Here is a 26,828-nt window from a genome sequence, read left to right on the forward strand (position 1 = left end):
CCAAACAATAGTTCTACTCAAAATAATACAATTTTAGTAAATACGGTTTCTAGTTTAACGATAGCTCCATCATCAGGGGTAAATGATCCGAAGCATACGTTTCATTCACAGTGGCGTAGGTCAGCCTTTTGAATTGACGACTTGCTTTCTTGCTGAGCATCAGATAATCCAGCGTCCGGTTGGGCCGGTCGGCCGGGAAGGTCCATTCGCAGTCCGTACACGGTTTTTCCAGGTACCGGATTAAGCCGTTGATAACTGGATTGGAAGGGGTTGTATTAAGATCCGCGCCCAGAATCACGGGCAACGTACGGTATTTACGCAGAATTTCGTTCAGTTGCCCAATCTGATGCGCCCGGTCCTGGTCGCTTAAATGATCGAGGTGAGCCGACAGGAAGACGAGCTTTCCCAGGGGCGTTTTCACGGTAACGGCCGCCACCGCCCGCACTTCAGCCTCCGGATGCCCCGACACCACCGACAAGCGGTAGCTTTCGGCTTTTATAATGGGAAAGCGGGACAGAATAGCCACCCCGTAATCGCCGTTGCTCCGGTCGATGGCCTTGGCAAAGTGATAATATAGTCCGGTTCGCGTTCCGAGTTCCCGCGCCTGATCCACGCCCTTGCCCGAGCGATCGGTGAACGCATCCACTTCCTGAAGCGCCACCAGATCCGGTTTGACCCGGTTGATGACCTCCGCCGTTGCCGGCAGATCGGTGTACCCCCATCCTTTGGAGGGCGGGCTGGCAATCCGGATATTGTACGACATCACCTTGAGCGTTTCCGGCCCCTTCGACTGCCCGAAGGCCGAATGAAACATGGCTATGACCAGCCCTACGGTTTTTACAAGAAATACGCCTTTTCTCACGAGTTCAATCCAGGTAAAATTCAAATTCATCAAACGGTTCCGTGCGCCAGGCCAACTGCCGGGTTGCGGGCGAAATGGCAAAAAGGGGCGAAAAGGTTTTTACTTTAACCGTCCGCTGGTCCGGCAAAAATTCCAGAATCCGGATCCACCCGTCGCCCCCGTTTCCTTTCCAGTTGCCGCCTTCGTTCTGGGCATTGAACAGCATTTGGTTCACCACCCGGCCCGACCGGTTTTTATCCGTCCGAAACCCCACGTGCCCGGCATGGGAAGCCACATCGATGATATGCCCGCAAACCACCAGACCGAGGTTGTCGGCTGGCTGGATGAGCTGCTTCCAGAGGTCATCGCCAAGGGTATAATCACTGAATCCGGGCGGATAGTCTTCTTTGGTAATGCGTTCATTGTTCCGTTGCGTCGAACGCATATAGCTATGCGTCAGTACCACGCCCCGGTGTTGCCGATAAGCCGGTCGGGCCGCGACGGACTTCGCCCATTCTACCACGGCTTTCCGGGGATTGAATTCCAGCGAAAACACCAATAGCGGTTTGCCAAAGGGTGGCCGGAACTCATAACAGGCGTTTTCCAGGGTTCGCACACCGGCAGCATTGGGTGCCATTTCCACCAGCAATGACTGATTAAGCGGATTCCGGACCGGCGGGAAATAACTGTTGAACTGGGAATAGCGGTTTTCGGAGCTGCCCGTGCCATAATCGTGGTTGCCGGTGCAAAGGATATACGGTAGCTTTCCGTCGAGTTTCCCGAACGCATCGCTGACGCATTTCCACTGCGAACCGCTCAACTGATCCCCGTTTTCCTTCGGCCGTTCTGTGATGTAATTGTGCTCCACCAGATCGCCCGTGCAGAGCACCAGACCGATGTTCAGTTTTTGCCGGTTGTCCTCCACCCAGGCCAGCATCAGGTCGAGCAGAGGCTGGTTCCGGGCAAACTTGGTGTACCCCTGCGGGTCGGGAATGATCACCATCGACCAGGAATCTTTATTCGACAAAGCCGGTGCCGAATAGCCCTGCGCCCCAACCTCGTCAGGCCACATCCATACAGTGATCAGGGCCAGCAAAATACGCCCCATCACTTTCCGTAGTTGTAATACCATACCAGTAAAAACGGCACCCGGCTGGTTAGCCCCTCCGGGTGCCGACGGTTCAGGGTTTGTTGTATTTCATTTTGTACACCATCACGCCCGAGTTAGTCGCTGCGTTGGTGGCCATGGTAGCGTAGAGATACACCTCATCGCCCCGTACATCCGCTACCAGGTCGCCATAGCGGTTGTAGTTGGTTCCGCCGTAGGCTTCGGATTGAAAGAGCATGAAGTCCGAATAGCCCGCCGAACCCGGTTGTTGACCGAATTTTGACGGGTCATTGGTTTCAAAAACTTTGATGTGGGTGGCATCCCAGGCGTAATAGCCCTGAGTCAGCAGGGCGGTAAACTCCTCTCCACCGACCCGGAAGGCATTAAAGCCCAATATTTTGTAGTAATGGTTTTGCTTGGCCATCATCGTTTCTTCCATGTCGGGCGTAAAGGACACAAACCGGCTGCCTTCCAGAAGATTCGGATCCGAAGCGTTGTAGTTGCAGTAGGTCAGGTAGTGATCCGACGAAGCATCCAGGGACTTTCGCTGAATGTGCGCATACGTCCAGGGCGAAGCCGAAGCGTAACGCAAAACCGTCGGTTCGGTCGATACCGCAACGCCGTCCCGGAACTCCCAGTAGTACACCGTATTGGTACCGTTGGTGGTTGCGTAGACGTAGGCTTTGCCCGATTTCAGGTTACCAATCACACTGACCTTTCGACCCAAATTCACCGGGCAACCGGCAGAAGCGGGGTAATTCAGGATCAGTTTCGGGGCCGCATCCACGTTTTCGTAGTAGTAGACCATGAAACCCGCCGAATAAATATTGTAGCGGTTGACGATGAAATGGTCCGCATTGTCGGCCACCACCTGCATACAATACGTGGTCGGCGGGGCGATGGACTTCACCAGTTCGCCTGTATTTTTATTGAGCACCCGCAGGCCATTGTCCATGCCCGTATTACCGCCGTTGAAGTCGGCCACCAGCAGATGCTCGCCCACCACGGCTATCCCCGAAATGTTGGTACGCTTGATGCCCAGAGCCTCGGACGATTTAAACCAGACTTTGGAGAAAACCGTTTTGGGCAGGGCCGGAACGACCTTAACCACATGCCGGGTAACGGCACCGTCGCCGTCCTTCACGGTTACAGCAATGGGTGCAGAGAAATCGGTGATCTGCCCCAGAGCGGGCTCGATGGTGCTGTTGTGCCCCAGGCTGGCAAACGTTTTCAGGCGTTTGAGGTCCAGCGGGTTTTCGTCCGTTGACGGCACCCGGATGACAATTGTGTCGTCATTGGCATACGGCCCCGGCTTCGTGGCGGGGTATTCGATGGATTGGCCCGGAATCGAAACGGCGAAGTTGAGCAAGCCAACACGTTCCGTAACGCCTTTATCCAGGTCGACCTGTTCGCAGGAAAATAAAACCAGGAGGGCAAACAGGCAACCAACGGTTTGGTATAGATTGAATCGTTTCATGGGTTCAGACAAATCATGGTTTAGGAAAACCGTTTATTTCCATTCGTCAAATTGCTGGATCAGTGCATTGCGCTGTAACTCCACCGAAGGAATCGGGAAACGGTTGTATTTTGGCAAGTAAACCCGCTTTCGGCCGTTGTCGGCATCTACTTCGCGGTAGGTCGTGGTACTGTCGTTAACCATGACCGGCACACGCCCTTTCGCACTGATGCCGTTCAATTCGGTCTTGGCCAGATCCCAACGACGCAGGTCCCAGAACCGATGGCCTTCAAACGCCAGTTCGATCATCCGCTCGTGACGGAGCAACCGCATAAATTCTTCTTTGCTTCCGGCGGTCACGGCCTCTTTGAACCCAGCCCGCGCCCGAACGCGGTTCAGGGCCGCCAGGGCCTCCGACAGATTTCCCTGTTCGGCCAGGGCCTCGGCCTTGATCAGCAATACCTCGGCATACCGCATGAAGTAAAAGGTCAGTTCGCCGGGCTGAAAACCGGTATCCTGCGTTTTGACGGATCCATCAAAAAACTTCCGCATGTAATACCCCGTGCTGGTGGTTCCTCCGCCCACGGCATACCCGTCGACGCCCCCTTGGCGCGTATCGATGGTGCGCCCTTTCCAAGATGCGCCGTGGTACAGAATGGAAGCATAAAACCGGGGTTCGCGTCCGACGTAGGGCTTGGCCGCGTGCGCCGGGTTGGACCAGCTAAAGTCCGTTCCGTCGGCCATCTGATACGCCGACACCAGATTATCGGTCGGACTGATCTGGGAGTATCCCTTGTCGCCCGGAGGGCAGAAGAAATAATCAAACGAATAGCCAAAATTGGGCGAACTGTACCCAAATTCAAGGATACTTTCCTTGTTCTCAACGGGCTGCGAACGCCGGTTCTGGAACAGCTTTTCGTAATCCGGATGCAGGTCGTATAATCCCAGAGCTTCCAAAGCCGCCACCGCATCCGAAGCCACTTTCCAACGCTGGGCGTACAGCATGGTACGGGCTTTCAGGCCCAAAGCCGCGCCTTTGGTGAGTTTACCGGCCAGGGTGCCGGGCACCGTAAGCGGTAACTGTTGGGCGGCAAAATCCAGGTCGGCAGCAATGAAACTCCAGACTTCCTCCGGGTTGTTGCGGGCACGCTGGGAACCGTCGGGCAGCCGGTCGAACAGAATGATACTGGCACCATACCGCTTCGCAAGTTCAAAGTTGACGTAGGCCCGGAAAAAACGCACCTCAGCCTCGGCCCGCAACCGGGTAGCTTCCGGCAGTTTCCCGCCGTACGTCTGCATACCGTCCAGAAATTCGTTGCAATTCCGAATCCAGGTATATCCCCATTCCCAATTGCCCAGCGGATTTTCGCCTGGGGTGATCTGGGCCGATCCGAGGGTGATCCGGTTCTGGTCGGCCGACGGGGTGTTCATTTTCAGAATGTCCGAGTAGGCATCCTGGTTGACGTGGGGCGTGTAATATGTCTGGCCAATGAGCGGATAAAATTTATTCAGTGATAGTTCCAGGTTGGCTTCGCTCGACCAGGCTACTTCCTCCCCATAGACATCGGTCAGTTCCGGCTCCAGACTACAACCCGACAACAAGGCGATACAGCAAGCCAGGGCAATATTTATTTTGGAAATAATTTTCATAACTCCTGCAAGTAAACAAGTAAGACACAGTGGATTAAAACGACAGGCTCAAACCGCCTTCGAACAGCTTCTGCTGCGGATAATACCCCTGGTTCACATCGGGCATTTCGGGGTCGAGGTATTCCAGGCCGGTCCAGGTGAACAGGTTGCTACCCGAGATGTGAAACCGCAACCCTTCGATCTTCATCCGCTGGGTCAGGCTACGGGGCAGCGTATACCCAATCTGGAAGCTCTTCAGGCGCAGGTATGACGCGTCACGAATCCACCAGGACGAGAATTTCCCCCCGCTCTGGGCCGAAAGTGTGCTTAAACGTGGGTATTTGGCGTTCGTATTTTCCGGCGTCCAGGCTCCTTCTGCCAAGTATTTGGGCGAGTTGCCATCCTGGTAGAAAGCCATTGTATAGAAGGTATTATCGTAGACATCCGAGTTGCTATACAAACCCGACAGCGCGACATCCGCGATGGCTGCGCCCTGGAAAAAGACGTTAAAATCGAACCCTTTGTAACCACCCCCGAGGTTAAGCCCGAACATCATTTCGGGCGTACTGCTGCGGCCGATGATCGTCCAGTCCTGGTCCCAGGTGATCCGACCGTCGCCATTCAGGTCTTTCAGTTTAACCTCGCCCACCCGGGTCGGCCCGAAAAGCGCACTGTTGGCAATTTCCTCTTCGCTCTGGAACAGGCCATCGGCCACAAAACCGTACTTCATGCCGATCTGGCGACCCGTACGCCGGGCGTGATCGGGCACATTGACATTTTCGGTGGTTTCGACAATCCGGTTGCGCGCCCAGCTGACGTTTCCCCGCGCGTTGTAGTAGAAATCACCAAACGTTTTGCGGTGGCTCAGGATGAGTTCGAAACCACGGTTATCCACCACCCCGGAATTGATGGTAGCCGGGTAGTAACCGCCCATCGACGGTGGCATCAAACCGCTCTGCGACTGAAGGATGTCTTTGGTAACATTGTAAAACACATCGGCTTCTACCCCCAGCAGACCGTTCCAGAGCGAGCTTTCAAAACCCAGGTTATATGAGGTGGTCGTTTCCCATTTTATGTCCTTGTTTGGCACCCGGCTCACGTTCAGCGACCGAACCAACCGGTTTCCGATCATGGCTACCGGATTGGCGCCCATCGCCAGGGTTCGCAGGTAGGCGTAATTGCCCACCGCATCATTCCCCAGCTTACCGGTGGATGCCCGCAGTTTGAGGTCGTTCACAAACCGCACATTTTCCTTGAAGAAAGGCTCGTTCGAAATTCGCCAGCCAACGGCCAGGGCCGGAAATAATCCCCAGCGGTTGTCAGACGGTAACCGGGTCGAACCGTCGTACCGACCGGTGAATTCGGCCAGGTATTTACCCTGATAATCATAGGTCAGACGGGAAACATAACCGGCCCGGTGGAACATCGAATGCCCGCCTTTAACGAGATCATTGATCACCTCCTCGCCGTAGTTCAGGTCCATAATATCGGTAATCGGAAAACCGCGTCGACCGGCCGACATGGACGTGCCATTGCTGCGAATGTATTCGTATAACAACATCCCGCCCACTTTATGCGCTCCGAAGGTTCGGTTGAAATTGATCGACGGTTGCAGGGTCGTCTGCCACGAATCGGCAAACCACTGGTTGATGGTCGCCATTCCGGTCAGCGAATGGCGGGCGTAGGTTTCCGTAAACGTGCGGGTCGCGTTGTTGTAAACCGAGAGCAGGTAAGGCAAAACCGCTGATTTACGCATGCTGTACCCTTTGTCGAACGCGCCGTTTACCCGCGCGCTCAGACCTTCCAGAAACGGGAAGTCGTACTGGAGTGAAATATTTCCCTGAAGATTATTGGCCCGGGTGTCCTGCGTACCGGAAAGATCGCGGGCGGCCAGGGGGTTCTGGTTGCCATTGCCGGTGTTAAAACTTCCGACCGGCATGCCGTCTTTATTGGTGGGTTGCAAAAACGGATACGACATCATGGCCTGGCTGAAAATCGAGGCATAGGAGTTGCCCAAACCCGCCGACAAACCGGGCTGTTCCGTCGTTTCATCCCGGATCGCAATGCCGAACGTGGCCTTAAAGCGGTCGGAGACCTGGGCATCAATATTGGCCCGGAAGTTATAGCGGTTGTTGTTCGTGCGGGCAATGATCCCCTGCTGGTTGTAGGAGCCCACCGACACAAAGTATTTGAATTTTTCAGTGCCGCCATCCAGCGACAGATTGTTGGTATAAATGGGCGCGGTCTTTTTGAACAGCAGATCAAACCAATCGGTATTGCCAAACACGCCTTCCGGGTCGCCGTTGTTGATCCGGGCAATTTCTTCCGGTTTGAAACGGCGGGCGGCTTCGGCAACCCCGTCCATTTCCTGCGCTTTGTTGTACCAGTACGCGTATTCGGAACCATTCAGAAAATCCGGAAACCGGGTGTTCGAACTGAGCGCCAGTGATGAGTTGTATGTAATGGTCGGTTTCTGGACACTCCCCCGCTTGGTCGTAATCAGAATGACCCCATTGGCGGCCCGGGCTCCGTACACGGCCGCTGAGGCCGCATCTTTCAGCACGGTGATGGATTCCACTTCATCGGGATTGATCTGCGGGAAACCCCTTTCAATACCATCAACAATAATCAAAGGGCTGCTTCCGCTCAGCGTGTTCATCCCGCGAACCAACAGAGAAGCTCCATCAGAGCCGGGTTGCCCGCTCGATTGCCGGGTGACCAGACCCGGCAAACGGCCCTGCAACATCGACGACAGGTTGGCCGTGGGAGCGGTTTTGATTTCGGCGGAACTCACCTGCGCGACCGATGAAACGAGGCTTTGCTTGGTCGTGGCGCCGTACCCCAGTACGACCACATCTGTCAGCGCTTTGTTTTCGGTCTCCAGCACCACCCGGATGCTGGCGGTATTTTTAACGGTTACTTCCTTGCTGACAAAACCGATAAACGACACCACCAGCACGTCCCCGATTTCGGCCTGTAGGGTAAATACGCCTTTTTCATCCGTGGTCGTGCCAACGCCCGGACGGTTTTTGATCAGAACGGAAGCCCCAACCAGTTCACCCCCGGCGGCATCGAATACCTTTCCCGTAATGGGCGCCAGGGCTTCGGGAGCCGCAGGCAGGCTTTCGGTGCGGACTTCCCGTTTTTTCCGGATCAACACCGTCGCCCGATCAATGGTATAGTAAAGCGGCTGTCCTTCCAGGCATTCATCCAGAATGGTGTTCAGGGGGGCATTCACGATATTCATCGTGACGGGTTTGGTCCCTTTCAGGTCGTCAGACACGTAGAGAAAATCTACGCCGGTCTGTCGTTTGAGAATTTTAAAGACCTCTTTTAAAGAAGCATTCTGGACCTTAATAGTGGCAGTCTGGGCGCGAACGTTGGCTGCGGTCACTTCCAGCACTACACACAATACCATGATGATACCCAGTTTCATAATGAGAAATAATTTCCTCAGGGGCGAAGCCAGGCTCCGCCGTGTAGGTAATACCCTTTCTTTGTACATTTGTGACGATAGGATTTCCTTTAATGGAGAAAGTTCACTGCATTTTTAGAGGAGCCTAACACAGCTTTCCAAGCTGTCGGGTCGGAGGTGTTCCAGCACTTCCGACTTTTTTCGGCCCAGGTTGGCGCGTGGGTGTTTGTCAGTTCATAACCGTGATTGTTTTGCCTTGCTGTTTAAAATGAATACCGCCCAGCTGTTCTAGGTAGGTCAATAGTCCTTTCAGATCTTTCGATTTGGAAAAGGTGCCTCCAAAACGTTTGTTGGGCACATGGCCTTCGTAAGTGACTTCCACATCGTACCAGCGCGCAGCCATTTTCATCACCGACCGCAGATCCTGATCGTCAAACACAAAATAGCCCTCCTTCCAGGCCAGCCAGCTTTCGACATCCACCTCCCGGATTTGCAACAATCCCGACGGTTCCGTGATGGCCTGCTGGCCGGGCCGGAGCGTTTCCTTACTGCCCTTGTTGGAGATAATTACCTGCCCTTCGGCAAGCGTGGTATAGACCTGCGGTTCATCCTCGTAAGCCGCTACGTTGAAGTGGGTTCCGGTGACGCGTACTTCGGTATCGCCCGAAACAACTTTGAAGGGACGGTTTTTGTCGGGGCTTACCTCGAAATAGGCTTCACCATGCAACTCCACAATCCGTTCTGAAACGCTATTGCTGGCCGGATAAATGAGTTGGGTGGCCGAGTTTAGCCAAACGGCTGTTCCGTCGGGCAATGTCACCTTGAACGTAGCTCCTTTCGGCACGGATAAGGTGTTTCTGCCGGAAGGGGCCGAAGCCGTACCCGCATCTTTATATTCCAGCCGCCCTTCACCGGTTTTTGTCACCTGGCTGCTCCCCTGAGTCGACAGTACCCCCGTTGCGGCCGCGTCGACCAGAATCGTCGAACCGTCGGCCAGGGTCAGCATGGCCTGGTTGCTGCCGGGGGCCACCGCTGCGGTATGGTAATGGGCTTCCGACGCACTGGAGCGGTTTTCTTTCGACCAGTAAAACCATCCCCCCACCAGCAGCAACGCCACCGATGCCGCGGCACTGAGCCAGGGCCACAGCTTTCGGGTAACTACGCGTTCCTCTTTCAAAGCCGTCTGAATGCCCGCCCGCATCCGTGCCCGCATCTGCTCACGCGCCCTGTCGCTCTCCCAGTTCCATTTCGACTGCGAAGACGTTTTCTCAAACCACAACTCCAGCAACTCGCGCTCCTCATCCGTGCAGGTGCCCTGACGAAAGCGCTTCAACAACTCTTTGATTTCTTCCTCTGTCATACGGATTGAGAGCAGCCTGTGGTCCGCTTGGACACAGGCTTACGCTGCCTTTTGACTGTAGTGTCAAAAACCGGGATGGTGGTAGTAGAGGATTGCAGAAAATTTTTGAAAAAATTGCAGTCAGCAGAGGACGGAACAAAGAAAAATGGTGGTCCACATGTGCTGTTCGTCCATAGCGGAGCGTAACTGCCTGAGTGCGTAATAGATTTGCTTTTTTACGGTTTTGTCCGAAATCTGCAATCGATCGGCGATCTCGGCATGCGACAGTTGTTCCCGGCGGCTCAGCAGAAACACCTCCCGCATCCGGTCGGGCAGGGCCTGAATCTGACTTTCCAGAAAAGTATCCATTTCCTGCGCCATCAGCTGGGTTTCCGGGTCGTTGGCCACTTCGTTGAAGAAGCTGAGTAGCGAAGTTCGGTAACGTTCCTCCGATAAGTTGAGACTAATGCTTTTTAATGCTTTATAACGGGCAATGGAAATCAGGTAGGCTTTTAAGGAACGAACGGCATCCAGTTCGCCCCGCTTCTGCCAGAGGGCAATAAAGGTTTCCTGAACCACGTCACTGGCCCCGTCGGGGTCTTTCAATACCTTCACGACATACAGGAATATGCTCTCCCAATACCGGTCATACAACTCGGTCAAAGCAGATTCTTTGCCCCCGTTGATAAAATCCAGTAATTCAGGATCAGAGGAGCTGGCGAACGGATTCTTGCTTCTATTACGGTCGATCACTACCCAGCAAGTATTGGAACGTTAAATAATACCGAGAGTAAATTTTTATGCTGGTGTAATTTATTACATAAAATTTCAATTATGAAGTTAAATCAAGATATTTCTAAACCTTGCTCTTTGATGTAGATACCTATTCTTAATTACACCTAGTGGTTTGTAACCTTAATGGGTAGAATCAATTGTTTCGGCGGGCCGATAAGTTAAGCACTTAGACTGTCCGGCAAAACTGGCCCATCTCAACAAACCTAAAGGGCGGCCCCATTGAACTCGGCAGTATACTTTCGTTTTGGTAGTTGTAGTTGGGATTGGTTCATGCCGGGCCGACGCATCGGCACACGAAGTTAAAAAGTTTCGTGTCCGGATTAATAGGACCATATCACTCATCCAAACTGTCGATCAAAGATATTGGGACCGATTAAATAATATATTTGAAGTTAGCTTAAAAAACTTGTCCGGAAACTGGATGGCGATTCGCCTGTTTTGGCCATGCATGAATAATCTGCTGAAATAAGCCGGATCGTTGTAACCCAGTTCGTAGGCGATTTCCTTTGCCGTGAGCGAAGTGTGTACCAGTAGCCGTTTAGCTTCGAGTATAATGCGGTTTTTAATCACCTCATTGGGCTGGGGCAGCCGAAGGCGGTTGAATTTGTGCGTGATCGTTTTCGGTGCCATGCACAGAAAATCGGCGTAATCGGCGACGGTATGCTTGGATTTGTAATGCTCTTCGACCAGCCGTGTAAACTTGCGGAAAAATTTCATATCGCTTTGCTGTTCGGTCACGGCGTTGTCCAAATGCTGCCTTTTCCAGGAGCGTGTCGCGCGGATCAGCAGTTGTTTCAGGTACGTCCGGACCATTTCTTCCAGCTGGCTGTCATTTAATTGAAACTCCTGAATCATTTCCTTAAACAAACAGCCCAGAAATGCGATTTCCTCTTCCGAGACCTCCACTTTGGGCATGTTGCGGATGTTGTTGAACAGCAAACCATCGCAGGCCACTTCCTGGTCGTGGATTTGAATGCAGTAAAAATCGCGGTTGTAGAAAATGAAATAGCCGCTTTCCGTCTCCGCTTCTTCGATTTGCAGGTATTGATTAGGGCTAATAAAGAAAAGGGTAGGTTGGGCCGTTTGATAAACCGAAAAATCGACCCGTAGCTTGAAGCCGGCCGGTAAATAAAGGATCTTGATGTATGGCTTATAGTCAGGGCCGTTGATCGCATCTACTTGCTGCTGACTTACCGGCAATAATCCCAGCGTCTTTAAGTTGTTGTTAAAAACGGTTGTACTCATGGCTATTTATGGGTGTGGTTGATCTATGTAATTGCAGTCCGTATTTGAAAGTACCTGCAAAGCTGCTGATGCTTTGCAGGTACGGTTGGGTGGTTAGCTTCTGGCGAATTTTTCGAGTTCGGCGTTGAATTTATCCATTTCCTCTAAGAAAAGGCCATGACCGCTCTTTTCAAATCTGACCAGGTAAGAGCCTTTGATGCCTTTGTGCAGCTGCTCGGCCTGAGCAAAGTCACACAATTTGTCATTCACCCCATGGAATATGGCGACAGGCATTTTGATTTTGGCTAACTCGGGCCGAAGGTCCAGGTCCCGCAGCGCGGTAATCGCTTGGGTGGTCGCGTAGGGCGATGCATCCAGGTTGATGCTTTCGAGCCATTTAATCGATTCCTGAGAAAGCCCGCCTTCCTGACCGGCAAAGCCTTTTCCGAAGCCTGCCACCAGTTGCTGCCGGTTGGTTTTGGTTTGCTGGATCAGCGCGGCAGCGTCCTCCTCCGACACGCCGTAAGGGTAGTCAGCGCGTTTTTTCCACGAAGGACCCGAGGCACCGAACAAGGCCAGCTTGGCGATATGCGCCCCATTGTATTTGGTTACATAGTGGAGTGTAACGGCACTGCCCATCGAAAAGCCCCCAAGCACGGCGTTTTCAATTTTCAGTTTTTCCAACACCACTTTAATATCGTCGGAGAACGTGTCGAAATCGTATTTACCGTAGGGCCGGTCGGATTTACCGAAACCGCGCAGGGAAATGCCGACCACCCTGAATCCTTTTTCAACCAGGTACTGGTATTGATATTCATACATCGCGTTGTTCAGCGGCCATCCATGAATGAGCACTACCGGCTGGCCCTCGCCCAGGTCAATCACGTGCAGTTTTACATTCTTTTCTACTTCAATATACTCTTGTCTTCCTGCCGACGCCGGCTTGCGGTTTTGTGCAAATAGCGATTGGCTGTGGATAAAGGTGAATAACAAGCCGATGGTCAATGCAATGGTTTTCATGTGAATAGCAAGTTTGAGTTAAAACCTAACCAGCTAACGGTTAGCCGGTTGTCGTTGAATTCGACATTGCAAAGTTGGCCTGTGAAACCGCGTGAAAGAATGGATAAAAAGCCAAGCGACTTGTACATTTTTCCCGAAAGGTAGATTTACCGGGCGTAGAAAGCCGCGAGTTGGCCCAACCGCCTTCTGACAAGCACGTTCTTCATCGGCTCGAACCGGGCCAGCTCGACATTGTTTTTCGTCACCACGATGTGGAAAGGCTGATTCAACTGGGTGGTGAGGTGATAGATTGTGGTAAGCTCAGCGAGATCCTCGGACCAGGCTGCCATGCCATATAATGAAGGAAAGGGCGTCTTGGCGAGCTTTTGATAAACTTCCGGCGCCTGGCTGATCATCATCGGCCGACCGCTTCGGAAACGGGTCTTTTCTAGCAGGGAGTCGATGTATTGATCTTCGGGCACATTCGCCAGGCGCCAAACATTTTTGGTGAATGGTGTCGGTTTGACTACTGAATGCTTTTCAGCAAAGTAGGGAGTGACCTGCGTCACCGCGTCAACTACGTGCGTGGCCTCGTGCAGCAGCACGTAAATGAGTGCATCCATATTGCCACCTTGGACACGTATCTGATAATCAGCCTTATCCACCGGATTAAAGCAGGTGTTTTCTTTCCAGGTTGCCCATTCTGAAATCGTCTCATCCAGCAAGCCCGCCCGAAACGTGATGTTGAACATTTTCAGTCCGCCGACTGAATCGAGTACCGAGGTTAATGCCGTGTTGGGCATATTATCCATGAAGCTGATGCTTTGCAAATGCTGTCTCAGAATACGCTGGTGTAAAGGCGGCAACACGGCAAGAGCATTGCGCACCATTTCTTTTTGAGACGGTGTCAGTTCGCGGTTAACAGGTTGCATTCCGGCCTCGCGGAACATTTTGAACACGCTTTCAGGCGCGGGTTGAATGCGTTGAAAAGGGTCACCTTGACCAATGGAATCCGGCTTCTGCGCCCAGGCAACCGATGAGAAAAACAGCGCTAACAAAGCAGAAATGGCAAGTGTAAGTCGGGGCTTTACGATCATTTTAAATAGGTTGTGTTTGATAGCGAATGGTTTCGTAGGAATGCTTCAGGGCTATAAGACATTCAGGAAGCAATTCCTGCGAATTTTTTGCCGGGGCTTTTACCCCTTGATGTGTAATGAACCGATAAGTGAACCGTCCCATTTGATATGGTATTGCATTATGGCAGGGCTGCCGGGGAATGTGCCGGTAACCTCGACGGTCAGCTCGGCCGCTAAACCATCTTCATTGAAATGGATCGGTTTTAGCTGCATTTGGTACTTTTTAGTCGCCTGCTGAATCCATTCTTTGATTTCGTCTCTGCCCGAATAGGAAGATCCTTCGTCAGAAACGGTGGCTTTTTCAGTAAAGTATTGCGCGAATGCGGTGCTATCCTGTTCATTCTGTGCCTTTACAAGGCCTGCTATATTGTCTGGGAGTCTCATCGCTGAAAGTTTTAAATTTAATAAATGGTTTCGTTACAATTAAAGCTGGATGCATCGGTCATAATCCAATCCGGCGACACCGTGAGCACCCGCACACGTTTCGGTGCGACCTGGTTCGACAGGCTTTTGCTGTAATTCACCAGACCCGCTTTCGCTGCCGCATAGGGGAGTGTGGAATCATAAAGGGGCAACTTCGCCTGGATGGATGCGATGTGGATAATCACCCCTTATCATGCCGGGCAAAAAGCCACGGTCCAGCCGCACAGGAGCAAGCAGGTTGGTTTGATAGCCGATTCCCAGTCCTGATCCGACAGCACAGCAAAACCGCCACAGGGTGTTTCTGAGCCGCCCATATTGTTGACCAGGATGGCCAGATGGCCAAATCGACCAAGTAAATCGTCGACCACATGCTGTGTCCCTTCTGGTTTGCTCAGATCGGCGGTGATGGAATGAATAGGATTGGTTTGTTCTTCCGGCTTGTTTCTGGCGGTAATGATTACCGTTGCACCTGCTTTCGACAGGCGATCGGCGATTGCTTTGCCTGTCCCTTTGGTGCCACCGGTTACCAGCGCGATCTGACCTGCCAGTTCGTTTTCAAAATTAAAGTCCATCACGTTGTTCGTTTGTTTAGGACAAATTTCGACAGTATGGTAGGTGATGACAAGTACGGATTTACGATTCAAATAGGGATAAATTTATCCCTATTGAACCGGGCAGAGCCTGTAGCTATACTTGCTTGCAGTATGTACGAAAGAAAGACCATGCCTAACCTGAATTGCGGGCTCGACCTGATCGGCGAAGTGCTTTATGGTAAATGGAAGATGCGGCTTTTATGGTTTATTAACGAAGGCTTTCAGCGCCCCAGCAAGCTGCAAAGGAAAATTCCGGGTGCAACCCGCCGGGTGCTGAATGTGCAGTTGAAAGAACTGGAAAACCACGAACTGGTGGGTAAAGTGATTTACCCGGTTGTCCCACCCAAAGTCGAATACTACCTCACAGACTTTGGCAAATCGCTCATCCCCGTCATTGGCGCGATAGGCCAATGGGGCGACCAGCATGACCAGCGTTTGCGGGAGCTCATTTTAAAGCACATGCAGCCTTAGCGTTTACCTGGCAAGCCTCTTGGAGAATTTTCTCCATTTCGCCAAGCAGGCCAGGGATTGGTGTATCACTGGTGTTGGTCAGGCAGAGCAAGCCATTGGTCGTTAACGCACCGATTGTCTGCTCCATTCCCTTACCTGATCGCACCACCGGGCCATAAAGCGATTTCAGTCTTAATGCGCCGAAATCCGTATCATAGTTGACCCGGACGAGATTGGTCACCATAATGTGATGGTTGAATGCGGTTTTCAAAACGTCGAGCATTTGTTGCCTATCATTATGACCAAAAACGATCTCCCGGAAGAACGACAGATAGTTTGTCACATACTTAACCGAATCGGTACCGTTTAGGCCAGCTTTGGCGAGCCTTACCAGGTCCCAGAACGCTAAATTTTCCTGCTCGAAAAACACGGACTGCGTGGTAATATTGAGTTCGAAATGATCGTCCAGGTTCAGCACCGCCCTTGTGCAAATGGGTGAGACGAGTTCCATTCTGGGCTCGGTACCATTCCGGGCGCATCCTTCTGCAAGCCAGCAGGACTGCCGCGCAGATGGCCCCATGCACTGTAGTATTTTCCTGTCGGGCACGTTCCAAAATGTTCCAGGTGGTATTTTCAGAGAACCGGCGCGATGAAACCAACGGTTTGACGATATCCGTGTTCATTTTCAATTCCAGCACCTTTTCCCCCCTCTCGACCTAATAGGCTGTCACCGGCTTTCAGACGCACCATTGCTTTCTTCTTAGAAGATTTGAAATCAAAAATGCCTGCTTTTTCATAGTTGGCAGATATAAGGTAATGATTCCTTTCTATCTGACACACTTTATGTAATAGTCGCACAAGGACTCCTTATTGACGAAAGTCAATGACATACTTGATCTGCCTCCATAATTTGCTCTCAAAAAACCAGAATGAAGTTAGCAGATTCCACTCATCACGCAAGCAACCTGCTTTTTAAGCAAGTAATCCAGATAATAGCTATCTGTTTGGGACTCATGTTTTTCCTTGGTATTGTTGCCGAGTTTTTTGTTCGTTCAAGATTAATTACCTGGCACGATCCCTATCAAACGTATAGGGCGATTAATGAGTCAATGGGGCTATTTTCAACCGGAATCCTTTCTTTTATTGTAATTATTATTCTTGACATAATTTTATCCGCCTGTTTCTATCTGCTGTTTAATAGCGTTAATTACAGCTTATCCTTATTGATGGCAGGACTCAGGTTACTTTATGTAGCAGTAAAAGGGGGAGCGATTGTTGGATTAGTTATAGCAAAGGACATTTATACCTCAACTGATGAACTTAACAAAGAACAACTTGATGTAGCAGTAAACCAAGCCTTTATTTTCTTGAAAATCCATCATACGGGTTTTGCTATAGGCTTAATATTCTTTGGTATGCATCTATTACTACTCGCCTTACTGGTGCAAAAACTTACTACCGCTCCCTACTGGATTAGTTGGTTTCTGTTTATAGCTAGTTTTGGCTATGTACTTAATAGCGTTGCCACCTTGTTTTTTTCTGATCATGCTCAGTTATTTAATCTTATAATTGGCGTCTTTATTGTTCCGATGTCCTTCTCTGAAGTCTTTCTGGCGGGTTGGTTATTTGTGAAACGACGTAAGATAGCCTCAATATTATCAGCCGTTTAACAGGCTTTTTTAGCAATCCTTTTTCGTATTCTACTCAATGTTTCTGGTTTTATCCCTAAATAACTTGCCAGATGATACTGCTGAATCCGGTTAATTAAGTCAGGTCTGTTCTCCAGTAGTTGTAAATAGCGTTTTTCAGGGCTTAATGTAATTAATGAAGAGCTTAAGTTTTGATACTTTCCAAACTCCTGGTTAACAAACAATCTGGACATCTTTTCGAGCTTAGGATTCTTGGCATACGATACCTCTATCTTATCCAAACGTCCGATAACCAACGTAGTTTGTTCTTCACAAATCCAGAAAAATTGGCTAGGTATATAGTTAGCTGCACTATCAAATGCCACAATAGCATCGCCTTCGGTGTAAAAAAAAGTTGTCTTTTCTTCGCCATCAATGAGTTCATACTGGCGAACCAGACCTTGAATGTTAAAGTAGCACTCTTTGGATATTTGCCCTTGCTTAAGCAAAACAGTGCCTTTGGCAAAAGTCTTATAAGACAGATCCGCTAATATAGAGGTTTTCTCCTCGGCAGTGAGTGCCACATAGTGTTCGATATAGGCCAGAATGGTTTGCTCCATCGTGCGAAAGTATTTCACCCACTATCACACTGGTGGTTGTATGATAGTGGAAAGCGGTAGCTTACAATTTAGCAAATTTATTGGTTTGTGTATTACCCTGAAATAGCCTTACATGAATAAGGACTTTACTTACCTTAACAATATATAAGCTCAGAAAGTCATGCTTTTCTGATTGAGCTCCTTTTTCATTAATCCCTTTCCTAACTTCTAGAAAACAACAGTCTGGTGAATCTGTACCGGCTGGTTTATTTATTAGTTGATCAGCTTAGGGCTTCCTAGGAGTTTCCGGTACTGGACAGTGAGACCACTAACAGCCAGGAAAAATATATGTCAGGAAAACAGGTTATACCATGTTCGTTAAAATCGTCGCAGGTTCTGGTTCATATAAACACGCAGCAGCCGTTCCAGAAACTTGGGCGTATTCACGTACACCGCAACATCCCCGTTGGCGGGTTGCTGAGGATTTAGCCGCGTGTATCCTTTGTCATCTACCGTGACATGGGCCGGTTGGGTCTTGAACAAATCGGGCCAGAGTACCATGCCCACCGCTACGGCGTCATACAACACTGGGTCGCGATCGTAGGCCCACAGCGTTTGCAGTCCACAAAGCGTACTGGTCAACGGACTCTGTCGCATCAGCAGCTTCTGCCGAAAAACCGCATCTGCCTTTACGAACGTCGTTACGTCCAGACCCGCGTAGGTAATGGGCACTCCACTGCTGACAAACTGCCTGGAAGCGGCCACATCCGCGCGCACATTCCACTCGGTATCGATGGTGGGAGAACCGTTGTAACCGATGGAAAAAGAACCAAACATGGCCACTACCCGCTTGGCCAGCTTCAGGGCTCCCGGATCCCGTTTGACCAGATCGGCCATGTTCGGTACGGGGCCTACCGAAATCACCGTTACCTCACCCGGGTATTTGCGCAACTGCTCCCGGATAAAATCCACAGCGGACTGGCTGATGGGCTTTTTGCGAGTGAAACCCTTGGCGTAGTAAAACTGATCGGCGTACCAGTTCGCCCGCTCGTCGGTCTGGCGAGTGTCGCGTCCAACCGCCACCGGAATGCTGTCCAGCCCCCATTCATACAGCATCTGACAGGCCAGTTGCGCACGGTCATCCGTACGGCCGTAGCAGGTCGTTATCCCTAAAACTTCCAGTTCGGGACTGGCGCACAGCAGAGCCAGGGCGTAGGCGTCGTCAATGTCATCGCCGAGGTCACAGTCAAAAATAACCTTGATACGGTTTTTGGCAGCCGGAGCGGTTGAGCGGGATTGTGCCATAGCGGTTAATTCAACACCCATCAACAAGACCACGAAACAGGCAATCCGCCAATAAATCTGGAACATACGCAGCTGAAATAGTGAAAATGAAGAATAGGATTGGTGGGTTTAGTTCGTCAGGGGCCAGGCGGGTTTCAATTCCCAAACGTCCAGCGAGATCAGGGTGGCGGCCCCGCCTTCACTGAATAAATCCAGTCCCATCCCTTTTACATCGTTGTTAAAAATACCGCTGCCGGTTTGTCCGTTCACAAAAACTTCCAGCATCGAGCGGTCCAGAAACAGCCGCATTCGAACCCGCTGGCCTTTTTTGAGATAAGCCGGACCCTGACCCAACTCCGGATAGGGAGCCGGTATCTTCAGGTTGTCCATCGCCCCGAACTGGTCTTCGGTAACATCATAAAAAACCTTCGTGCCACCCTGACCACCTTCTGCCGTGCGGACCTTCAGGCCAAACCGTGTGGCCGTTCCGGGATCAAACTCGGCGATAATTTCCAGTGCATCGCCCTCTATACCCGCCAGTAAATTCGTAGCGCCGGGCTGAACGAGCCTATTCTTTCGCTGCTCATGCCTGCCGCGCAGGGCTTCTACTTCGGGCACCGGTTCCTGCCGGAGCCGGTCTCCCTCCCGCGTCAGAATTCGGGGCAGCACGTGCGCGCCGTACCAGGGAATACCGTCCACCTGACCGGAGGTGTACAGATGCATGGCCTGAATGATCCGGCGCTCGGTTCCTCCCGGCCCTTTGTGGTCAATCGCCGATGGATTGAAACAATGAAACGGGTTCAGGTAGTCCAGCAGTTTACCCGTCGGGTCATCCGGTATAAAGGCGGGTTTCTCTTTATCAAACCGACCAACCCAATATTGTACAGGCCGCGTTCCGGTAATCAACACGTGTTTGTCACCGAAGGGCAGCAGGTACGGATACTCGGTAAAGCCCTGCCGCTGCTGGTCGCTGCGCGGTGCGGGATGCTTGCGGGCATCGAAAATTGTACCCCGTTCGGTCCAGTTTACCAGATCGGGCGAAGAAAGCAGAATGATGGCGTCGCCCAGATCGCCGGGGCGTTCCCCCCAATGCTGGCGCGTAGTGAGCGAATACCAGGTGTTGCCATCTTTCCAGGTGTGTCCGTCGTGGTGCACCATGCCCGTCATGACGGCCTGCTTATCAGTGAAGGACAGCAGATCGTTGTAGCTGCGAGCCAGCACCCCGTATTTCCCATCTTTGCCGAGTGCCGTGTAAAGCGTACTCAGCCGCTGTTGGTCGTCAAAAAACAGATTAGCCAGCCAGATGCCGTTTACGTCCAGATCAGAGTCGGGCCAGAGTGCGATGGGACGGTCTTTCCAGTGAATCAAATCGTCACTGACGTAGTGCGCCAATGGATTGCAGGCCAGCAGCGACACCAGGTTGCGGTAACTGAAAACATGGTATTGGCCCTTGTAATAAAACGCCCCCGCCGGATCAAGAATGGCGTCCATTGGAGCCGTCAGGTGGTAGGTAGGGCGTTTGGGGTCGCGGGCCATAAACTGGCGCATGGAAAGTCCCAGGCGCTGGCAGGCAACGGTGTCTTTCTGACGGGAAGCCGTAAAAAAAGCGTGGTAGTCGGCCAGACAGCGTTGCGCATCGGTAACCGGCCCTGGCCCCGTCAGCGCTGAAACGCCGGACACGCGGGCCAGTTCGGCATCGCTCAGAGCGCGGTTCCAGACGGCCGCGTGGTCCATACTGCCGGTAAAAAGCCGCTGGAATAAAAAGGCAATGACGGGTTTGGGGAAACTTGAAACCGGCGGATTGTCGATCCGCCATCCACCCAGCACCGTCGGCCCCGTGAGGATGGCCCGGGGTTTTCCCGGTACCGAAATGTGGTTCAGTAGCTGCCCATCCACCACAAAATCCAGAAAACCCGCCCGATACCGGACCGCCACATCGTGCCAGGCATTCAAGGTCAGCGGAGAAAGCGGAATTTCGCGGTACATGGCCCCCTCGGCATCGGCAACACCCAGAATCGCAACCGCCAGCCCGCTTTCGTGGATTACCAGTGAAAACAGGTTGGTGTGAAACAAGCCACCCGTTTTGGTGGCTTTTACGCGGGCGAATACCGTCAGGGCTTCCGGCCCGGGAAACGGTTTTTCGCCCGGTGCAGACTCCAGTGCCAGCCAACTGCTGCCGTCGAACGTGGCCACGGTTCCGTCACCACCTCGTTTCCGGGAAGCCGCCCGTTCGTCGTCGGCCATCGGCACGCCTGTTTTCACGCCCTCACCTTGAGGCTTCAGGCGTGGGTGTTTGCCCGTTGCATCGGTCCCGTCGGCCAGGTGCCAGACCACTTCCGCGTCCGACCAGGGCGCAGGCAACCGGGCGGCAGGTTTCGTTTGAGGATAGCCTTTCAGCGCCAGCGGAATCAGCAAAAACGTCAGACCAGCTAATTTTAACATTCCGGGGACAATTGGTTTCATTCAAAAAGCCACCCGATTTCTCAGGTGGCTTTAAATCTACTTAATAACCAGGATTTTGAATCAGGGTATTTTGCCCACCGATGGAACTATTGACAATTTCGGTCAGCGGAATGGGCAGGTATTCGCTTTTACCTTTCGTGAACGAAGCCCCGTTCAAATAGGGGCGTTTTGTTTTCTCGGCGGCAAAATAGGTGTTGAGAACCGTATCGGCAATGCCCCAGCGCACCAGATCGTAAAACCGGTGGCCTTCCATCGCCAGTTCCAGCCGTCGTTCAAACCGCACGGCTTTCCGGGCAACCTCTTTGGAGGTCCAGGCAACCGTATACGGTTTAATCTGGTAGTTGGCCGCGGGCTGGTTGGTTTCATTGCCGCTGGCATCCAGTTCCTTCACAACGCAGTTTTTGGCTCGGTTGCGCACCAGATTGACGTATTCCTGCGCTTTTGCCAGACTCCCCACTTCTACTTCACACTCAGCGGCCCAGAGCAGAATATCGGCAAACCGGATGACGGTGTAATTATTGGCGTTCGGACCCATCGCCCAGCCCACGGTTGTCGACAGCGTGCCTCGTTCTTCTTTGCGGTACGAGCGTTTCTTGGGCGAATACGGCCCGGCATCACCCGCCGGGTTGGTCCAGTTGTCGCCCCCGTGCAGCCCCCAGTTCAGGTAGGGAATTCCCCGGCGACCCACGGTATGATCCAGACGCGGATCAAGGGGCGTAGTTTCATCGGGCGTGAACGGATCGGTCGACCGCAGGCCGTCGTCGTTTTTCAAGTCGGACTGATTAAAGGTGTCCAGCAGCGGCAACCCATTGGCGTCGGTTTTAAACGCGTTGACCAGGTTCTGCGTAGGCTGGAAAAAACCGCAGCACTCGCCCGGCCCCACCAGCGGAAAGTTCAGGTGTTCGCCGTAATTGGCGTTGGCGCTCGAACCGCTGCCGTCATTGACGGAGGACTGCACGGCGAAAATAGACTCCTTGCTGTTTTTGGTCGAAATCTGAAAGTTATCGTAATAGCAGTCGTTCAAACCGTATTTGAGCCCGTTTGGCGTTACACCATTGGCAATCAGGTCTTCCAGCAGCGGCCGGGCTTCGGCAAATTTATTTTGAAACAGGTACGTTTTCGCCAGAAAAGCTTTGGCCGCCCAGGAATTGCCCCGGCCCACATCCGTTTGAGTAGCGGGCAGATTTTCCTGCGCAAACTGAAAATCGGCTTCGATGAACGGCCAGGCTTCCTTGTCGTTGGGTACTTTGGTGTCAAACATCGTTTCGTCGATGATGGGCACGCGGTAGTAAATTTTGCGCAGCTCAAACATATAAAAACCCCGCAGAAACCGCGCTTCGGCCCGAAAGCGGGTGGCCGTGGCTTCGTCCAGGCCCGTAGTTTTGGCGACAGCCCGCAAGACATCGTTGCTTCGCGAAACGCCGTCGTAGAGGGCAATCCACTTATCCGGCACAAAGTTGTTGGAAGGCAGTACGTTGTTTCGTTCAAAGGCGTTAGCGTCGGCCAGATCGGTCTGGGTGCTGCCCTTGTAAGCGTCGTCCGAAGCCACATCGCCAATCAGCCAGTTAGAGGCCGCTGAAGCCCGGCCTTCGTTGCGACCCAGCCAGCCGTCGGAACTGGCCCCCACGCCGTCGAGCAGCGAGTAGGCGCCGATCAGCAGGGAGTTGATGCCGTCGCGGGTCAGCAGTTGAGATTCGCTGGCCACCCCCAGCGGTGGGGTTTGGTAAAAATTATCGGTACAGGCTCCGGCTCCGGTAATGAGCAGACCAGTTATGATATAAAGTCGTAGTTTCATGGGTAACAGCGTTAAAATCGGATTCGCTTTCGGCTTAAAAAGTAAGACTCAGACCCACGGTGAAGGTGCGGGCCAGCGGATAAACGCCCCGGTCCACACCGATATCGCGGTCAGCACCGCCCCCGTAGTTGGCCAGGTTTACTTCCGGGTCCAGACCGGAGTAGTTCGTGCTGGTAAAGAAGTTGGTGCCCTGGACGTAAACGCGCAGCCGATCAACTTTCACTTTGTTCACCAGGGTGGTCGGCAGGGTGTAGCCGATCTGGAGATTTTTACCCCGCAAATACGACCCTTTTTCAATGAAGTAAGTCGATGCCTGCGACTCATACCCTGCCGCCAGCGAGTTGATCTGCGGTAAAACAGCATCCCGGTTTTCGGGCGTCCAGCTATCCAGAATCCGCACGCTGCGGTTGCCGGTAAAGTTCTGGAAATCCGTACGCCACTTCTGGTAGTTGTACAGATCATTGCCCGACACGCCCTGGAAGAAAAGCGCCAGATCAAACCCTTTGTACTGAGCGCTCAGGTTCAGGCCGTACGTGAATTTGGGGTGCGGGCTGCCGATAAAGGTCTGGTCGCTGTCGTCAATGGCGCCGTCGCCGTTCACATCGCGAAACTTGAAGCGGCCCGGTTTGTTGTACAGCGCCCGGTCACCGCCCTGCGTGGGGTGAGCATCGGCTTCTTCCTGTGACTGAAAAATACCGTCGATTACAAAGCCGTAGAACGAGGAAATCGGATGACCGACCTTGGTGCGGGTGACCGAGGGCTGGCGGGTGGCAAAACCGGTGATGAACGATTCAGGACCGCCGTACAAATCCGTCACAACGTTGCGGTAGGTGGACCAGTTCAGACCAATATCAAACTTCAGTTCGTTGTTGACAGCCGAGCCGTGATAATTCACCAGCGCGTCGAACCCCCGGTTTCGGATACCACCGATGTTCACGGCGGGCCGACGGTTTTGTCCATCGGTGGCCGGGCTCGGAATTTCCAGTAATAACTTGGAAGACTGGCGATTGTAGGCATCGAGCGTTACATCCAGTTTTCCTTTGAACAGGGTTACATCCAGACCCAGGTTTGTCATCGTCTGAGCTTCCCACTGCGCCGTCGGGTTGCCTTGGGCGGCTACCTCAAAACCAGGTACAACCGTCGTATTGGCCCCGTTGATGGGGTACGAGGAGGAATTCAGGTTTGAGCCGTAGGTGGTGTACTGGTTATACGGGTTGATTTCCTGGTTGCCGGTTTGGCCCCAGCCCGCCCGCAGTTTCAAGTCGTCGATAAAGGAAACGCCTTTCAGGAACGATTCTTCCGATAGCCGCCAGCCAGCGCTGAAAGCCGGGAACGTACCCCAGCGGTAGGTCGGAGCAAACCGCGAGGAGGCATCCCGGCGCAGGGTCGCCGAGAGCAAAAACCGCTCTTTAAAGGCGTAATCCACTTTCCCGAATACCGAAAACAACCGCGTATCCGAACCTGAACCCGACGAACTTAAGACCGTCGAACCGGCATTGAGGTATTGAAAATCGGGGTTTTCAAAGGCGAAATTAGCCTTGGAGGTCGAGAAATCACGGTATTTGTTCCGGACGGCTTCCGTGCCCACAAAGGCCGAGAGGTTGTGGAAGTCGCCGAGCCGTTTTTTGTAAGCCAGCGTGTTGGTCCAGGTGATGTTCAGGTTGTAATTAGACGAAACCTGCAATTGGGCATTCTGCGCCAGCAGAAACGATTCGGGAGCCGCCGGAGCGAAATTCGACAGGTTCCAGTTGCTGTTGTCTACACCCAGGCTGGTGCGCAGGGTCAGGTCTTTAATCAGATCGACCTCCGCGTAGACATTCCCGAAAACCCGCGACGTATAGCCGTGGTTGTCCCTGTTTCGGTACAGCCGCGTGTACGGATGATCTACCCAGGAGCGCCCCCCGGCGAAATTACCGCCTACGTCATAGATCGGCATAAACGGCGGCATCTGATAGGCCAGCACCGCGCTGTTTTCGTCCCGAATCAAACCGGCTACCTGATCCGTATAGGCAAATTGAAGGTTTTCGCCCACCCGAATGTTTTTCTTGATGGTAAACTCGGTATTGGCCCGCAGCGAATACCGTTTGAAGCTGGTGAATTTGACAATCCCGTCCTGCGCATAGTAACTGCCTGAAATGGCGTACCGGTTCTGGGCGTTGCCGCCGGTGACCGAAAGGTTGTGGCTTTGCATCGGAGCGGTCTGCATGACTGTATTCCACCAGTCAGTCCCCGTTTTGTTGGCCTGGGCAAACATGAATTTGGAAATACCGTACTGCGGATCTTTGGGGTTGTTTGTGTAGTTTGCAGGGGCCACACGCGGGTCGCCTTCCATCGCTCCGCCCTGCAACAGCAGGTAATCCGGAATCCGGGGCTGGGCACCGTCGCCAAACGTAGCATCAACCGGGTTGCCGGTCGTCGGGCTTACGTTGCCGATGTTGCGGTAGTTTTGCCAGACCACATCCGCGTACTGCTGCGTGTTGAGCATTTCCGGGCTTTTGGTGGGCGTTTGAACCCCATAAAAGGCATCGTACGTGATTTTGGACTGTCCCTGCTTTCCTTTCTTGGTGGTAATAATGACCACCCCATTGCTGGCCCGCGCACCGTAGATGGACGCCGTGGAAGCATCCTTGAGTACTTGCAGCGTTTCCACATCGTTGGGGTTGATCTGGTTCAATCCGCCCTGCGTCGGAACCCCGTCGATGATATACAGCGGATCATTGCCGCCGGTGATGGAGCCAATCCCCCGAATTCGAACCATGACGTTTCCGCCCGGCTGCCCGTCGTTTCCGATGGTAACCCCGGCCACGCGGCCCTGCAACTGCTGACCCACGTTGTTGGCGGGAACGGCCTGTAAGTCTTTCGCCGAAACCGTCGAGACGGACCCCGTTACGTCCCGCTTGGCCTGGGTAGAATACCCCACCACGACAACTTCATTCAGGCTTTTGGTGTCCGGCGTTAGCTGTACGGTAAAGGTCCGCTGGTTGCCGACGGTCTGCTCGAGAGCCTGATACCCTACGAACGAAAAAACCAGCACGGCATCCGGCCCCGGAACGGTAAGCTGAAAATTTCCGCTGCCGTCGGTGGTGGTGCCCTGCGTCGTGCCCTTGATCGTAATGGTTACTCCTGGCAGACCGTCTCCGTTGTCGGAAGCCGTTACCCTACCCTGTACCGGAAAACTTAGACTGGCACTGGCAAGTGTAGGGGAGGCAATTACACCAGTACCTGGCAGCGAAGCGAGCGGGATTTCGATACCGGGATGTTGCGGAGAAAACGAAACCGGCGGATTGGGGTTGGTGCGGCTGCCCCGGATCAGCAGGGAGCCATTTTTCATTTTTCGGTAGCTCAGACCGTGCGGTTTCAGCAGCTTGTTCAGTATCTGTTCGATATTCTGATGGGTCGTAGTTGCGTAACTCCCCACCTGAATACCGTCCACGATTCGTTCCGCGAACAGAATATCAACACCGTATTGACGGCTGAGATCGTTCAGAACGTCTTTCAATTGTTTGCTCTGGGGACTGGATGGATTGCCCCGCTGTTGGGTAGCGCCCTGCGCCAGAAGCACCAATTGTGCCCGTCCCGGCGAAATTCCGGCCAAAAGAGACCCCAGCAACAGGGCTCCGAAGTACTGTTGGCGTAACCTATGAAACATAA

The 26,828-nt window shown here is 52.7% G+C and carries 20 protein-coding genes and 1 pseudogene; 2 read left to right on the forward strand and 19 right to left on the reverse strand.

Going from position 1 to position 26,828, the window contains the following annotated elements:
• Positions 1–49 precede the first annotated feature (49 nt).
• From LX87_RS23420 to LX87_RS23475, 12 genes and pseudogenes are all read right to left on the reverse strand, one after another.
• Complete coding sequence (locus tag LX87_RS23420; protein ID WP_111630729.1) at positions 50–892, reverse strand: endonuclease/exonuclease/phosphatase family protein; 843 nt, start codon at positions 890–892, stop codon at positions 50–52.
• Positions 867–1,973 (reverse strand): metallophosphoesterase, encoded by a 1,107-nt coding sequence (locus LX87_RS23425; RefSeq protein ID WP_211325363.1) that lies wholly within the window; start codon positions 1,971–1,973, stop codon positions 867–869. The genes LX87_RS23420 and LX87_RS23425 overlap by 26 nt, the downstream gene beginning before the upstream one ends.
• A gap of 49 nt (positions 1,974–2,022) precedes the next feature.
• Positions 2,023–3,426 (reverse strand): DUF5018 family protein, encoded by a 1,404-nt coding sequence (locus LX87_RS23430; RefSeq protein WP_111630730.1) that lies wholly within the window; start codon positions 3,424–3,426, stop codon positions 2,023–2,025.
• A gap of 33 nt (positions 3,427–3,459) precedes the next feature.
• A complete protein-coding gene (locus LX87_RS23435; RefSeq protein ID WP_111630731.1) occupies positions 3,460–5,055 on the reverse strand; it encodes a RagB/SusD family nutrient uptake outer membrane protein in 1,596 nt (531 codons plus the stop codon).
• Between the two features lie 34 nt (positions 5,056–5,089).
• The gene (locus LX87_RS23440) at positions 5,090–8,470 is read right to left on the reverse strand and encodes a TonB-dependent receptor (protein WP_170139442.1); all 3,381 of its coding nucleotides are present in this window, start codon (positions 8,468–8,470) and stop codon (positions 5,090–5,092) included.
• Positions 8,471–8,678: 208 nt separating this feature from the next.
• On the reverse strand, positions 8,679–9,809 hold the full coding sequence (locus tag LX87_RS23445) for a FecR family protein (protein ID WP_111630733.1): 1,131 nt from the start codon (positions 9,807–9,809) through the stop codon (positions 8,679–8,681).
• A 120-nt stretch (positions 9,810–9,929) separates the two neighbouring features.
• Positions 9,930–10,541 (reverse strand): RNA polymerase sigma factor, encoded by a 612-nt coding sequence (locus tag LX87_RS23450; protein WP_111630734.1) that lies wholly within the window; start codon positions 10,539–10,541, stop codon positions 9,930–9,932.
• A gap of 396 nt (positions 10,542–10,937) precedes the next feature.
• Complete coding sequence (locus LX87_RS23455; RefSeq protein ID WP_229310791.1) at positions 10,938–11,828, reverse strand: helix-turn-helix domain-containing protein; 891 nt, start codon at positions 11,826–11,828, stop codon at positions 10,938–10,940.
• 93 nt (positions 11,829–11,921) lie between these two features.
• Entirely contained in the window at positions 11,922–12,827 is a 906-nt protein-coding gene (locus LX87_RS23460; protein WP_111630735.1) for an alpha/beta fold hydrolase, read from the reverse strand.
• Between the two features lie 146 nt (positions 12,828–12,973).
• A complete protein-coding gene (locus LX87_RS23465; RefSeq protein ID WP_111630736.1) occupies positions 12,974–13,903 on the reverse strand; it encodes a hypothetical protein in 930 nt (309 codons plus the stop codon).
• A 99-nt stretch (positions 13,904–14,002) separates the two neighbouring features.
• Positions 14,003–14,326, reverse strand: coding sequence for a nuclear transport factor 2 family protein (locus LX87_RS23470; protein WP_111630737.1), 324 nt, complete (start codon positions 14,324–14,326; stop codon positions 14,003–14,005).
• A gap of 17 nt (positions 14,327–14,343) precedes the next feature.
• A pseudogene (locus tag LX87_RS23475) lies at positions 14,344–14,937 on the reverse strand (SDR family NAD(P)-dependent oxidoreductase).
• A gap of 132 nt (positions 14,938–15,069) precedes the next feature.
• On the opposite strand from LX87_RS23475, the gene LX87_RS23480 reads away from it, so the two are divergent.
• Positions 15,070–15,429, forward strand: coding sequence for a winged helix-turn-helix transcriptional regulator (locus LX87_RS23480; RefSeq protein ID WP_111630738.1), 360 nt, complete (start codon positions 15,070–15,072; stop codon positions 15,427–15,429).
• Here LX87_RS23480 and LX87_RS23485 read toward each other — a convergent pair.
• Both LX87_RS23485 and LX87_RS28895 read right to left on the reverse strand, forming a co-directional pair.
• Positions 15,404–15,919, reverse strand: coding sequence for a hypothetical protein (locus LX87_RS23485; RefSeq protein ID WP_229310792.1), 516 nt, complete (start codon positions 15,917–15,919; stop codon positions 15,404–15,406). The two genes, LX87_RS23480 and LX87_RS23485, sit on opposite strands and share 26 nt — an antisense overlap.
• 122 nt (positions 15,920–16,041) lie before the next feature.
• A complete protein-coding gene (locus LX87_RS28895; RefSeq protein WP_170139422.1) occupies positions 16,042–16,248 on the reverse strand; it encodes a hypothetical protein in 207 nt (68 codons plus the stop codon).
• Positions 16,249–16,337: 89 nt separating this feature from the next.
• Between LX87_RS28895 and LX87_RS23490 the strand changes: the two genes are divergently transcribed.
• Positions 16,338–17,078 carry a DUF4386 domain-containing protein gene (locus LX87_RS23490; RefSeq protein WP_111630739.1) on the forward strand — a complete coding sequence of 247 codons (741 nt, stop codon included), beginning with the start codon at positions 16,338–16,340 and terminating at the stop codon, positions 17,076–17,078.
• On the opposite strand, the gene LX87_RS23495 is transcribed toward LX87_RS23490, so the two are convergent.
• The 5 genes from LX87_RS23495 to LX87_RS23515 form a co-directional block, all read right to left on the reverse strand.
• Entirely contained in the window at positions 17,075–17,656 is a 582-nt protein-coding gene (locus LX87_RS23495) for a Crp/Fnr family transcriptional regulator (RefSeq protein WP_111630740.1), read from the reverse strand. The two genes, LX87_RS23490 and LX87_RS23495, sit on opposite strands and share 4 nt — an antisense overlap.
• 357 nt (positions 17,657–18,013) lie before the next feature.
• Positions 18,014–18,940, reverse strand: a complete 927-nt coding sequence (locus LX87_RS23500; protein WP_229310793.1) for a nucleoside hydrolase — start codon at positions 18,938–18,940, stop codon at positions 18,014–18,016.
• Positions 18,941–19,048: 108 nt separating this feature from the next.
• Positions 19,049–21,361, reverse strand: a complete 2,313-nt coding sequence (locus tag LX87_RS23505; RefSeq protein ID WP_170139443.1) for a glycoside hydrolase family 32 protein — start codon at positions 21,359–21,361, stop codon at positions 19,049–19,051.
• A 61-nt stretch (positions 21,362–21,422) separates the two neighbouring features.
• Positions 21,423–23,177 carry a RagB/SusD family nutrient uptake outer membrane protein gene (locus tag LX87_RS23510; protein WP_111630742.1) on the reverse strand — a complete coding sequence of 585 codons (1,755 nt, stop codon included), beginning with the start codon at positions 23,175–23,177 and terminating at the stop codon, positions 21,423–21,425.
• A gap of 34 nt (positions 23,178–23,211) precedes the next feature.
• Positions 23,212–26,826 (reverse strand): SusC/RagA family TonB-linked outer membrane protein, encoded by a 3,615-nt coding sequence (locus LX87_RS23515; protein WP_229310794.1) that lies wholly within the window; start codon positions 26,824–26,826, stop codon positions 23,212–23,214.
• Positions 26,827–26,828 lie beyond the last annotated feature (2 nt).

Origin of the sequence: Larkinella arboricola (assembly GCF_003259745.1) — a bacterium.
Taxonomy (GTDB): domain Bacteria; phylum Bacteroidota; class Bacteroidia; order Cytophagales; family Spirosomataceae; genus Larkinella; species Larkinella arboricola.